Here is a 12,375-nt window from a genome sequence, read left to right on the forward strand (position 1 = left end):
GATACCGGATTAAGATAGGGCTGCATTGATCTGGAACAACTCCGGAATGAAGCGCCAATTGCCTTTTAGCGGCTCAACCGGCGGAAGTCGAATGCGCCCATTCCCAATAAAGGTCGCGCGCTTTCTTGGCCACCGGCCCGGGCTGCAGATCGCGGTCCTCGATGCGGGTGATCGGCACGACCTTGGAATGATTTCCGGTCGAAAATATCTCGTCGGCTTCAAGAAAGTCGCGCACCGACAGCATCTTCTCCGTGGTCTTGAAGCCGTAATCGCCAAGCAGCGTCATGGTGCGCGAGCGGGTGATGCCGGACAGGAAGGTGCCGTTGGGCGCCGGCGTCAACACGTGGCTGTCCTTGACCAGGAAGATGTTCGAGGTTCCGGTCTCGGCGACATTGCCCAGCATGTCCAGCACCAGCGCATTGTCGAAGCCGCGTCCCTTGGCTTCGAGAATGGCGCGGCCATTGTTGGGATAGAGGCAGCCGGCCTTGGCATTGGTCGGCATGGTCTCGATGGTCGGCCGCCGGAACGGCGACACGGTGATCGAAAAGCCGGTCGGCGAGATCATCGGCGATTCGTAAAGGCAGAGGCAGAAACGGGTCGAGGCCGGATCGGCCGGCACGCCCATATAGCCGCCATGCTCGGCCCAGTACATCGGCCTGATGTAGACCGCTGTCTTGCCGTCGAACTTCTTCAGCCCGTCCCAGGTCAGGCCGACGATCTGGTCGACGTTCATCGATGGCGTGAGGCCGAGCGCGATCGCCGAGGCGTTCACTCTGGCGGCATGCAGTTCGAGATCGGGGGCGACGCCTTCGAACCAGCGGGCGCCGTCGAAGACGCTGGTGCCGAGCCACATGGCATGGCTGCGCGGCCCAAGGATGGCGACGTTGCCTTCGTACCAGTCGCCGTCGACGAAGGTCCATGTCGCCGATAGCGCCGCAGTCGCCAGTGTCATTGTTCGGTTCCGCTTCAAAGCTGCCTGTGCCAAGCATTGGAAGATGCTTTGACCGGCGCCGTCAACCGGCATGGAGCGGTTTTTGTTGAGGCCAGAGCGCCCCAAGAAAGCGATCAAGACTACAATCGATGCTTGCACCTTGCGCCGCCTGCCCTCAAAACTGTCGCCATGCATTACGCGGCTTACGTTTTCGACGCCTATGGCACGTTGTTCGACGTGCACGCCGCCGTGCGCCGTCACGACGGCGAGATCGGCCCCGACGGCCCGCTGCTTTCGGAAATCTGGCGCGCCAAGCAGCTGGAATATTCCTGGGTGCGCACGCTGATGGGCGGCTATGCCGATTTCTGGCAGCTCACCGAACAGGCGCTCGATTTCGCCCTGCGCAAGGTTCCCTCCGCCGACAAGGGACTGAAGGCCAAGCTGCTCGAAGCCTATTGGCGGCTCGACTGCTATCCGGAAGTGCCGGCCGTGCTCAAGGCGCTGAAAGCATCCGGCGCCAAGCTCGCAATCCTGTCCAACGGCTCGCCCGAGATGCTGGAAGCGGCGGTCAAGTCGGCCGCCCTCGACCAGGTGCTGGACGATATCTTTTCGGTCGACGCCGTCAGGCGCTTCAAGACCGACCCGTCGACCTACGACATGGTGGCGACGGGCTGGCGGCTCTATCCGGGCGCCGTCTCGTTCCAGTCGTCCAACCGCTGGGACATCGCCGGCGCCACCAAATTCGGCTTTCGCACCGTATGGATCAACCGCGCCAACCAGCCCGAGGAATACCGGGATTTCCCGCCGGCGCTGATCCTGCCGTCGCTTGAAGGCCTGCTGACCGGCGGCTGATCACTCTGTTGCCTTCGAGCAACAGTGGCAGGGCGGTCACAGCTTCGCCTTTGTTTGTCCACCCTCAGGCCAGAATCGGAACCGCCTATCGCGTCAGGCATTGGGGGAGGCCGACCACTGCGCCGCTTGAAGGCATTCACGCTTTCTTGCGATTCGAGACTTAAAAAAGGCAACCATGTTGAAGACCGAAATCGACCCCTATCGCCTGAGCCGTCGCGGCTTTCTGAATGCTGCAGCCCTTGGCGCCGCTTCGATTGCGGTCTCCGCCTGCACCACCACCGGACCGGCGCCGGCGCCGGTCGAACCGCCACCGCCGACCTATGACGAGCCGCCGCTCGGCGACTATGCGACGATGTACGGCCCGATTTCCGACAGCGGGTTCGAACTCCCGGCCATCCCGATCAAGAAGATGGACCCGCAGTTCCTGCGCCAGATCGTTCCCGATCCGACCGGCCAGCGGCCAGGCACCATCATCGTCGATACGACCAACCATTTCCTCTATCTGGTGCGCGAAGGCGGCCAGGCGATCCGTTACGGCGTCGGCCTCGGCCGCGCCGGCTTCGAATGGTCGGGAGACGCCGTCGTCCAGTGGAAGCAGAAATGGCCGAAATGGACGCCGCCCGATGAGATGGTTGCCCGCCAGCCTGAACTGGAAGAATACAGCGCCAAGAACGGCGGCATGCCCGGCGGCCTCAAGAACCCGCTCGGCGCCCGCGCGCTCTACCTGTTCCACGACAACGTCGACACGCTCTACCGCCTGCATGGCTCGCCGGAATGGAACTCGATCGGCAAATCCGTCTCGTCAGGCTGCGTGCGCCTGATAAATCAGGACATCATCGACCTCTACGACCGCGTGCCGTCGAAGAGCCCGGTCATCGTGACGTCCGACATCGGCCAGCCGATGGCGGCGAGCGCAAACCGCAGAGCCATCCCGATCGATGGCGGGGTGCCGGATGGCTCGGTCCTGCTCGGCCCGGTGACCTGATCGACTTCATCGATGCCATGAAGCGGCAGGTTCCGCTCCATGCGGCAAAGCTCGCCAGGATCCCGATAGCTTTACGCGAATGCCTGGGGTTCGCATCCAAGATATGCAATGCCGGCAACAGGAGGCCAAAAAAGACGTCCAGACGAACCATGGAGCCGCTGCAATCGGGGCGGCCATGCCCTGTCAATCTCGACGCTGCTGTGTTTCGTTACCGATTGATGTATATTAGACGGGAGTATGATTGCAGAGACATACATTTCATTAGATCATTGATGGCGGGGGAACGCCGATGGTGGGATTTGATTTCGATAGTCCGCCTGCCGACGGCGCCGAGGCCAACCTGTCGGCCGAATGCGAGCGCCAATTGCTGCCGCTCGTCCGCGGAATTGTCGAGGCGGCGGTTGCCGCCGGGTGGAGCCAGGAAGACGTTCTTCTGGCCATGGTCGAGCTGTCCTGGGATCTGTACGAGAAACGCCGAGGCGATCTTTAGCAGGCCTGCGTGAGCCGGATAATTCCGTAGCGCTGGCCAAACCAGGCCATGTTTTTCTCGCGCGAATTTTTTTCTTCACTTACAATGTTTTTTCTATCCGCGGGATGCGCTACGCTGCCTTTGGGCAGGACTATGGGGGATACAAATTACCGTCCGGTTTTCCGGGTTGGCTGTTTGCACGGCACGGAATTTCGATGGGCTGGCAAAGCGGCTGAGGCAAGGCTGAATGAAAAATGCGGGCGAGGTTCAGGAAACGCAGCGCAGGCGCCGATCGGGTCAATCGGCACGCCCTCGACACAATCCCCGAAAATGCCAATCCCAGAAGAGCAACCATGCGGGGGAGCGGGATATGCTCTGTCCGCAGCCCTGGATCGCTCCCGGAGGGTCGCCATCGCCGAAGTCGCTTACCTCGCGGGATTTTCGGATCAAGGCCATTTGGCCACCGCCATGAAGAAGCACAAGGGAAAGAAGCCATGGTTCGGGCGATAACTGCTGCTGGATCGTCCGTGGCAATGACAGATAGTCGACCAGCTCCGTCAATGGCCGCGCGATCTATATTCAGAATACAACGCTGGATTGTGATGGCGCACTGTGCACAATAACTAGGCACAAATGGTAAGATAAAGACGGAAAATGGTCAGAAAGCTTTGGCTAAAAATTCAAACCTGTAAATTTATAGTCAAAATCCTGGTAAAATTTTCATTTGAGCTCAAATTCTTCTTTCAATATAATGCAGCATCTGTAGGATTCGAAGGGACGCCCAGGAGCAAACGTGAATTCTGGGCGCCTCCATACAGCACAGGATTGGATTGATCGACGCAGCAGTGGCAGAGACGAAGATGCAACATAGAGGCAACGTCCAGGAAAGCGCCGGGACAGAGCGGCGGCGCGCGGATCGTCGCATCTTCGACGGAATTCCGGAAAGCGCGGGGCGGTACCTGGTCACGTTTCGAGGCGGCGCGGCTCATGTCGTTCATCGGCCGGGATCACACACATTCAAAGCGGCGGAACATTTCGCTTCGGTTCTGCTTGCACCCTCACCAGGGATAGCGGCATCGCTGGGCAGCGACAAAGTCCACGAATACGACGGCGACGTCGGTATGATCATGATCGTCCCAGCCGATCTCGGCGGCAAGGTGACCCGGTCATCCACCACGGAAAGCGTAATCGTGGCGCTCACCCCCGAGAGTCTCTTCGAGCTGGCAACGCGTGAATTCGACACCGGCCATGCCGAGCTTCAACCGCCGCCGTTCGGGACCGTCGACTTCCAGGCGCTGCAACTCGCGCAGTTGCTGAAGGCGGAACTGACGGATCGGGAAACTCCAAACGACTTCTATGTCGATTCGTTGGTCACCATGTTCGCCGTCCATTTGCTTCGGAACTACGCAGGAGCGCGAAAGTTGCCACAAGCCCCAAAGGGCGGTCTGTCGAACCGCAGCGCCCGGCGGGTGCGGGAATTCCTGGAGGTAAATTTTTCCAGCAAGATCGCGGTGGCCGAGTTGGCCGCACTCTGTGGCCTTTCGCCGAGCCATTTCATCCTGGCATTCACCAAGACTTTTGGCGAGCCGCCGCACAAATATCTGCTGCGGCTGCGTCTCGATTTCGCCGAAAAACTTCTCATCGAGAGCGACCTGTCGATTGCGGAAGTCGCTCATCTCAGTGGATTCTCGGACCAGAGCCACTTGACAGTCACCATGTCCAGATACCGGAACAGAACCCCAGGCAGGTGAAGCTGCAACGTTAACGCTTGTTGCGGCGCGCATGATTGTCCGCGGCGATACCTCGATTGATCTTCAGTATAGTCGAAGGTTGTGTGGCAGAGCAGTCACAGTCGTCGCGCAGGGACCAAATACCGGATTTTCCTACAAAGATTCCGGATTATTCCAAAATACCTGCACCGCGAATGTGCTCATGGTCGCGATGGAAGTCATTTGGGGCGGGGGAGCAACCAGATGATACAGCATGTCGGATTGTCCCATGGACATTCAATTCGCGGAAATCGAGGTCTTCGCGCCTAAGGCCGAAGCGGCCTGGGCTGCACTGCAACGCCAATACGCCAGCCGGATCAGCGCTGCGGAACTCGACCATCTCCTGGCCTGTTTCGTGCTTGGACTGACCTCTCCGGCTTGTGGTGAAGGCGATCCGGGATTTCATTTCGATCTCTGCCGCGCGCTGGTGGCGGTAAGCCTGCCGCCGGAACGGACGGAGGCTGCACTGCATACGGTTCCAGAGCCGACGCAGCCATGGGTCGCGAGCGCCTATCAGCTGATTGAAAAACAAGGCGCGAAGGTCGGTCTCTCGTTGCGGGAGAAGACGCGCAATTTCGAAGATTTTTTGGCCACCGAGGCGAATGGTGCGGCACATCAGAGCGCCTCGGCAATTGCGAGGAAAAACTAGCATGACCAAACGCGTCGAGGGGCGGAGAAGGATCGAACTTTCTTCAAGCTTTGTCGGAAACTGGATCGCGGGCGCGGCCGACAGCCGCTCGGTGCGGCGCCGCCTGATGGCGGTGCTGCGCATGGCTCACCGGGTTCTTGGATTCGGTCGCAAGAATATGGGTCTGGGAACATTGAGAAGCGGCACCAGCGTGCGTTCGGCTCTGGCCTGTGGCGTGAGCCCGGCCAGCGTGCTCGGCGGCCTGGCCGCGATCGCCGCGCTCGGCCTCGCCACACCGGCCCAGGCACAATATCAGGCTGGCGGCGGTTCGGCGACCGGCGGCAACGCCGTCGCCATCGGTAACGGCGCCGCGACGAATGGCAATAACAGCGTGGCGTTGGGCAGTTCCAACAGTGCAACGGGCGACGGCACGATCGCCATCGGCTATGCGATGGGTGTCAATGGCCTCAATTCCATAGGCATAGGTGTCTTCGCAGGCGCAACCGGCGTCAATGCCCTCGCCGTGGGCGGGAACGCCAAGGCCAACGGGGACGCAGCAAGCGCTATTGGCGTCAATTCGGTTGCAACCACAAGCGCGGCCGCTTTTGGCAATAATGCGCGTGCCGACGGAGTCAACTCGACCGCGATCGGCCCTGTTACCCGGGCGACCGGATTGCGCGCCACCGCGCTCGGGTTCGGGGCAACGGCATCCGGCGTGGATTCGATTGCCCAAGGTAACAGCGCCGTCGCAAGCAACCAGAATGCCGTCGCCATTGGATTCCAGGCGACCGCGACCAGCATCAACTCCATCAACATTGGCGGGCGCACCCTCGCGGGATCAGGCGCGCTCTCGCAGGGCGCCATCGCCCTTGGTACGGATGTCACGGCAAATCAGCAAAACACCGTTGCCATAGGCGTCCTGACCAAAGCGACCGGAACGAGCGCAACGGCGATGGGCAACACCGCCAGTGCCTGGGGCAACCAGTCCATCGCATTCGGCGTCGGCGCACTGGCGGGTGTTCAGGCCAACACCGCACTGCCCAACAGCATCGCGATCGGCACGAATTCGGTCTCTTCCGGCGCTTCTGCCGTCGCGCTCGGCACCGCCGCGAAAGCATCTTCCGCCGATGCCGTTGCGATGGGAAGCAACGCCAGTGCGTCGACCCAATACGGCGTCGCAATCGGCCTGAATGCGGCAGCCTCCGGTACAGGCGGAGCGATGGCACTTGGCCAAGGTACGATCTCGAGCGGTGTCAATTCCGTTGCCCTCGGCGTCCAGGCCAGTGCCACCGGGGCAGGCGCCAATGCCTTGGGCACCTTGTCCGTTGCTTCGGGAGGCAATTCCACAGCCCTCGGCACCAGTTCCACGGCCAGCAACAACTATGCGACAGCCGCAGGCTGGGATCTGTCGCCAGCGGCGCCGATTCCGCTGCCGTAGGACGTGAGGCCGTCGCGTCGGCGCTTGACGCAACGGCGATGGGGTACATATCCAAGGCCTCGGGCCAATACAGCACCGCAGTCGGCGCCAACGCAAACGCCACCGTCACGTCCAGCACGGCGATCGGCCAGAACGCGTTTGCAACCGGCGTTCAAGCATCCGCTTTCGGCGTAGGAGCGAATGCCGGCGCCCAGAATGCGGTTGCGCTGGGCGCCCTCTCCACCGCCAGCGCCACGAGCGCCATCGCCGTGGGCAACAACGCCAAGGCGGATTCGGCCGAAGCGGTCGCCATGGGCACCAATGCGGTGGCAACCGGCGGCAAGGCCGTCTCCATCGGTTCGGGCAACACGGCTTACGGCAACGGCGCGGTCTCCATCGGCGATCCGAGCTATGCCAGCGGCACCGGCGCCTTCACCGGCGGCGCCAACAACATCGCCAACAGCGACGGCACGGCAACCGCCACAGCCGCAAACCAGGCCGCAGGCGCGGTTGCCATCGGCAACAACAACAAGGCCGTCGGGCAAGGCTCCGTGGCGCTGGGCAATGGCTCGACGGCGGGTGCAGCCGGCCTTGCCGGCAATGTCGCGCTGGGCAACGGCGCGACGGCGACGGCAAGCTCCGGCGACGTAGCGCTCGGTTCGGGCTCGGTGACCGCGACGGCGGTCGGCACCAGCGGCGCGACGATCGGCGGCACGGCCTACAGCTTCGCCGGCACGACGCCGACGAGCACTGTCAGCGTCGGCGCGCTCGGCGCGGAGCGGACCATCACCAATGTCGCGGCGGGCCGGCTCAGCAATTCGTCGACCGACGCCATCAATGGCTCGCAGCTCTTCGCCACCAACCAGCAGGTGACGCAGAACACGACGGCCATCGCCGCCAACACCGCCGACATCACCAATCTCGGCAACACGATCAACAGCATCAGCACCGGCGGCGGCATCAAGTATTTCCACGCCAATTCGACGGCGGCGGACTCGTCTGCAACGGGCACGGACTCCGTCGCCATCGGACCGGTCTCCACCGCGACGGGGACGAACGCCATCGCGGCCGGCACCAATTCGAGCGCCTCCGACGCCAACGCCTCGGCCTTCGGCAGCGGCGCCGTCGCATCGGCGCTTGACGCAACGGCGATGGGATACATCTCCAAGGCCTCGGGCCAATACAGCACCGCCGTCGGCGCCAACGCCAATGCCACAGCCACGTCCAGCACCGCGATCGGCCAGAACGCGTTTGCAACCGCCTTTCAAGCGACCGCTCTCGGCGTAGGAGCGAATGCCGGCGCCCAGAATGCAATCGCGCTGGGCGCCCTCGCCAACGCCAGCAACGCCGGCGACGTGGCGCTCGGCTCGGGCTCGGTAACCGCCGCGGCGGTCGGCACCGCCGGCACGACGATCGGCGGCGTCGCCTACAACTTCGCCGGCACGACGCCGGCAAGCACCGTCAGCGTCGGCGCGGTCGGCGCGGAACGCACCATCACCAATGTCGCGGCGGGCCGGCTCAGCAATTCGTCGACCGACGCGATCAACGGCTCGCAGCTCTTCGCCACCAACCAGCAGGTGACGCAGAATACGACCGACATCGCCGCCAACACCGCCGACATCACCAATCTCGGCAACACGATCAACAGCATCAGCACGGGCGGCGGCATCAAGTATTTCCACGCCAATTCGACGCTGGCGGATTCGCAGGCGCTGGGGACGGATTCCGTTGCCATCGGCCCGAATGCCGTGGCCAACAATGCCGGCGACGTGGCGATCGGCGCGAATGCGGTGTCGACCGCGACCACGGCGGTCGGCGGCACCACGATCGGCGGCGTTGCCTACACCTTCGCCGGAACCACGCCGGCGGGAGCGTTTTCGGTCGGCTCGGTGGGCGCGGAACGCCAGATCCAGAATGTCGCGGCCGGGCAGTTGAGCGGCTCCTCGACCGATGCGGTCAACGGCTCGCAGCTGTTTGCGACCAACCAACAGGTGACGCAGAACACCACCGATATCGCCGCCAATACTGCTGACATCACCAATCTCGGCAATTCGATCAGCACTATTACCGGCGACACCTCGCTGGCCTACACCGACGCCAATGGCGACGGCATCCGCTATGTGCGCACCAACGACAGGACGCTTGCCGTCGCGGACTCCTTCGCGCAAGGGATCGGCTCTTCCGCCCTGGGCTACCAGGCGACCGCGAGCGCCGACAATGCGCTGGCGCTCGGCCGCGACACCCAGGCCAGCGTCATCGGCGGCGTGGCGCTCGGCGCCGGCTCGGTTTCGGATCGGGCGGTCGCGCCCGTATCGGGATCGATCCTCTCCGGCACCGGCCTCATTCCCTACAACACCGCGGACATGAGCCTGCTCGGCGCCGTCTCGGTCGGCACCTCCACCTCCTATCGCCAGATCATCAACGTGGCCGACGGGACGCAGGACCAGGACGCGGTCACGCTTCGCCAGTTGAAGGGCGCGCTGAGCTCGTTCGCGGTGACGGGGAGCCTGTACTTCCACGCCAATTCGACGGCCGCGGATTCGCTTGCGGTCGGCGTCGATTCGGTTGCGGTCGGTCCGCGCACCACCGTCAATGGCGACAACGGCATCGGCATCGGCAATGGCGCCATCGTGCAGCAGACGGCGCCGGGAGGCATCGCGATCGGCCAGAATTCGACGGTCAACCAGGCCGACAGCATCGCCCTCGGCACCAACGCGACCACCAACGGAGCGCAGGCGGTGGCGCTCGGCGCCGGCGCAAAGGCCAACGAGCCGGGCAGCGTCGCGCTCGGCGCGGGCTCGACGACGGCGGCGGCGGTCGCCACCACCGGCACAACGATCAACGGCGTTGCCTATACCTTCGCCGGAACAGCTCCGACGAGCACGGTCAGCGTCGGCACCGTCGGCAACGAGCGCACCGTCACCAATGTCGCGGCGGGCCGGATCAGCGGCACCTCCACCGACGCCATCAACGGCAGCCAGCTCTTCGCCACCAACCAGGCGGTCGAAGCCATGCAGGGTAGCGTCGGCGACCTGAATCAGTTCGCCGTCCAGTACGACAAGGACGGGAACGGCAACAAGTCCAACTCGATTACCCTTGCCGGCGGCGACCCGAACACGCCGGTGGTCATCCACAATGTCGGGCCGGGCGTTGCCAACACCGATGCGGTCAATGTTCAGCAGTTCAACAGCGGGTTAGCACTCAACCTGGACAATTCGAAGAACTACACCAACCAGGTGGCGGCCACCACGCTGCAGCAAGCCAATGCGTATGCGGACTCCAAACTCAGCCAGCTCAACATGGACATGGGAGAGGTCAGGGGCGAGGCGCGCCAGGCTGCGGCAATCGGCTTGGCGGCCGGCTCGCTGCGCTACGACGATCGTCCCGGCAAGCTGAGCGTGGCCGCCGGCGGAGGCTATTGGCGCGGTGAAGGCGCCCTGGCCTTCGGCGCCGGCTACACCAGCGAGGAAGGACGTGTTCGAGCGAACCTGTCCGGTACGACGGCAGGCGGACACTGGGGTGTCGGCGCGGGCGTCAGCCTTACGCTGAACTAGAGCCCGGCCATGATCAGGCAGGCAGTCCTTGCTGTCGCGATATCCATGACGTCAATGCTCCTGTCCGGCTCGTTAGCGGCCGGGCAGGAAGCGATCCCTTCCGGCTACAGGGTAAAACCTTCCGACGTAGCGATCCCTGCGGATGCGAAGCTTGGCGAATATCAACGGACCACCCGTCCTTTCGAGAACTGGACGCTGATCTGCGACGAGAACCTGAAGGCGCGCCAAAAGGTCTGCAATGTCACCCAGATCATCGAGGACCAGGCAGGACAGGTTGCGTTCAGCTGGTCGCTTGCCGCCACCAAGGAAGGCAACCCCTACATGATCTTGCGCGCCCCGCCGATCGCCAAGAGCGACGCTCCTGTCTCGCTGACATTCGAGGGGCGCAAGGAGCCGATAAAAATTCAACTCGACGGATGCAATCAGGCCGTCTGCGTCGGCATGCTGCCGGTTGGTCCGATCATGCGCGAACAGATTTCGAAGGCCGCGGCATCCGTCATCTCCTTTCCGACCACGGATGGCAGAACGATCAACGTAACCGCGACCCTCAAGGGCTTGGCCGCGGCCGTTGCGGCGATCAATTGACGAGGCAATCGCGATGAACCAGCAATCGATCCATGACCGGATAATGGCCCGCAACCAGGGAAAGGATGCTGTCCGGGTCGGCATCGAAGACCGGAGCAGACCGCAACGAAATCGCGCGAGGACCGCTGTCTTCTCGTTGCTCGCCATTGCCGTCGTCGCCACGGCCGGCTTCGCGGCCATGCGCTACGACCTGCTCCACAATTTATTGCCGCAGCCGGCGGTCGCGGAGACCAACCAGCCCAATCCGGCCCTGGCCGAGACGCCATTTCTGCAACACGCCAAAGAGGCAGGCTTGCAGTCTTGTTCCAACATTTTCCCAGCCCTTGGGCAGATGCTGACAACCGGCACGACGTACAGCGTCCAGTCGATCTGGAACAACGAGGCCCCCGACAAACACCTCGTGGAAGCCCTGGTCGGCATGAACTACGCCACACAGGGCTACAGCGGCCCGGCGGCAGGTCTGGTGTTCGCGGCACCCACCGCATCCGTTTGCGAAGGTACGATGGTCAGGGTGGCGCCATTCGCGGCCAATTGCGCCGATGTTCCGGCCCTGCTTCCGAAAGACAGCAAGCTCGCCAACAATCTTGGACAAATCAGCGTCTATGAACTGGCCAATGGAGGGGGCAACGCGATGCTGCTGCCAACCGGCAACAGCTGCGTCGTCATTTCCGTGGCCTCGGCAGCAGGAAAACAAGGAGGCGTACAATGAGGGTTAATTCCGCTATTGCGGCGGTCGGCATGCTGTTGCTTTGCGCCGGGCGGCTGGGCGCGGCGGACCTAGCCCCGGCGGCGGACGTGCCCGAGCCGCCGGCCCAGGAGGAGAGAGGCATCTGGGCGGCGATCGCCTATTCGAGCCCCGACGAGAAGCACGGCTTCTTTTGGGGCGCCGACAAGCGGCAGGAGGCGATGGACATCGCGCTGAAGCATTGCCAGAACGCCGGCGGCGGCAGCTGCGCCGTGGTCAGCGTATTCCGCAATCATCGCCATTGGGACGATGACGACAATACCGGCTTTCCCTACAAGCATTGCGGCGCCCTCGCCGTAGGCGAGAAGCCGGAAGGGCGGCTGACCAGTTGGGGCGCCGAGACGGCGCAAACACGCCGGGATGCCGAAGACCTGACACTGCAGGCGTGCGAGCGGAACGGACAAAAATGCAAGATCCGCGAGTGGGTGTGCACATGACGC

Annotated in this window: 11 protein-coding genes; 10 read left to right on the forward strand and 1 reads right to left on the reverse strand. The window is 63.1% G+C overall.

Going from position 1 to position 12,375, the window contains the following annotated elements:
- Positions 1-73 precede the first annotated feature (73 nt).
- Positions 74-952 carry a branched-chain amino acid aminotransferase gene (locus tag NL532_RS25690; RefSeq protein ID WP_023732041.1) on the reverse strand — a complete coding sequence of 293 codons (879 nt, stop codon included), beginning with the start codon at positions 950-952 and terminating at the stop codon, positions 74-76.
- 168 nt (positions 953-1,120) lie between these two features.
- Between NL532_RS25690 and NL532_RS25695 the strand changes: the two genes are divergently transcribed.
- From NL532_RS25695 to NL532_RS25735, 10 genes are all read left to right on the forward strand, one after another.
- On the forward strand, positions 1,121-1,783 hold the full coding sequence (locus NL532_RS25695) for a haloacid dehalogenase type II (protein ID WP_023743721.1): 663 nt from the start codon (positions 1,121-1,123) through the stop codon (positions 1,781-1,783).
- A 175-nt stretch (positions 1,784-1,958) separates the two neighbouring features.
- Positions 1,959-2,768 (forward strand): L,D-transpeptidase, encoded by an 810-nt coding sequence (locus tag NL532_RS25700; protein WP_023692792.1) that lies wholly within the window; start codon positions 1,959-1,961, stop codon positions 2,766-2,768.
- A gap of 289 nt (positions 2,769-3,057) precedes the next feature.
- Entirely contained in the window at positions 3,058-3,258 is a 201-nt protein-coding gene (locus tag NL532_RS25705; protein ID WP_023684556.1) for a hypothetical protein, read from the forward strand.
- A gap of 809 nt (positions 3,259-4,067) precedes the next feature.
- The gene (locus tag NL532_RS25710) at positions 4,068-4,988 is read left to right on the forward strand and encodes a helix-turn-helix domain-containing protein (RefSeq protein WP_286487595.1); all 921 of its coding nucleotides are present in this window, start codon (positions 4,068-4,070) and stop codon (positions 4,986-4,988) included.
- Positions 4,989-5,235: 247 nt separating this feature from the next.
- A complete protein-coding gene (locus tag NL532_RS25715; protein ID WP_023687221.1) occupies positions 5,236-5,655 on the forward strand; it encodes a hypothetical protein in 420 nt (139 codons plus the stop codon).
- A 1-nt stretch (position 5,656) separates the two neighbouring features.
- Entirely contained in the window at positions 5,657-7,072 is a 1,416-nt protein-coding gene (locus NL532_RS32440; RefSeq protein WP_502881988.1) for a hypothetical protein, read from the forward strand.
- A gap of 38 nt (positions 7,073-7,110) precedes the next feature.
- The gene (locus NL532_RS25720) at positions 7,111-10,605 is read left to right on the forward strand and encodes a YadA-like family protein (RefSeq protein WP_502881989.1); all 3,495 of its coding nucleotides are present in this window, start codon (positions 7,111-7,113) and stop codon (positions 10,603-10,605) included.
- 9 nt (positions 10,606-10,614) lie between these two features.
- On the forward strand, positions 10,615-11,190 hold the full coding sequence (locus NL532_RS25725) for an invasion associated locus B family protein (RefSeq protein ID WP_023829081.1): 576 nt from the start codon (positions 10,615-10,617) through the stop codon (positions 11,188-11,190).
- A 13-nt stretch (positions 11,191-11,203) separates the two neighbouring features.
- Positions 11,204-11,899 (forward strand): hypothetical protein, encoded by a 696-nt coding sequence (locus tag NL532_RS25730; protein WP_023735546.1) that lies wholly within the window; start codon positions 11,204-11,206, stop codon positions 11,897-11,899.
- Positions 11,896-12,372, forward strand: coding sequence for a DUF4189 domain-containing protein (locus tag NL532_RS25735; protein ID WP_023684561.1), 477 nt, complete (start codon positions 11,896-11,898; stop codon positions 12,370-12,372). The genes NL532_RS25730 and NL532_RS25735 overlap by 4 nt, the downstream gene beginning before the upstream one ends.
- The last annotated feature ends 3 nt before the right edge of the window (positions 12,373-12,375 follow it).

The organism is Mesorhizobium sp. C120A (assembly GCF_030323105.1).
GTDB lineage: Bacteria > Pseudomonadota > Alphaproteobacteria > Rhizobiales > Rhizobiaceae > Mesorhizobium.

Bases quoted from the DNA above. Each gene is read 5' to 3' on its own strand.
- NL532_RS25690 (WP_023732041.1), bottom strand. From the start codon at position 952: ATGACACTGGCGACTGCGGCGCTATCGGCGACATGGACCTTCGTCGAC.
- NL532_RS25695 (WP_023743721.1), top strand. From the start codon at position 1,121: ATGCATTACGCGGCTTACGTTTTCGACGCCTATGGCACGTTGTTCGAC.
- NL532_RS25700 (WP_023692792.1), top strand. From the start codon at position 1,959: ATGTTGAAGACCGAAATCGACCCCTATCGCCTGAGCCGTCGCGGCTTT.
- NL532_RS25705 (WP_023684556.1), top strand. From the start codon at position 3,058: ATGGTGGGATTTGATTTCGATAGTCCGCCTGCCGACGGCGCCGAGGCC.
- NL532_RS25715 (WP_023687221.1), top strand. From the start codon at position 5,236: ATGGACATTCAATTCGCGGAAATCGAGGTCTTCGCGCCTAAGGCCGAA.
- NL532_RS32440 (WP_502881988.1), top strand. From the start codon at position 5,657: ATGACCAAACGCGTCGAGGGGCGGAGAAGGATCGAACTTTCTTCAAGC.
- NL532_RS25720 (WP_502881989.1), top strand. From the start codon at position 7,111: ATGGGGTACATATCCAAGGCCTCGGGCCAATACAGCACCGCAGTCGGC.
- NL532_RS25725 (WP_023829081.1), top strand. From the start codon at position 10,615: ATGATCAGGCAGGCAGTCCTTGCTGTCGCGATATCCATGACGTCAATG.
- NL532_RS25730 (WP_023735546.1), top strand. From the start codon at position 11,204: ATGAACCAGCAATCGATCCATGACCGGATAATGGCCCGCAACCAGGGA.
- NL532_RS25735 (WP_023684561.1), top strand. From the start codon at position 11,896: ATGAGGGTTAATTCCGCTATTGCGGCGGTCGGCATGCTGTTGCTTTGC.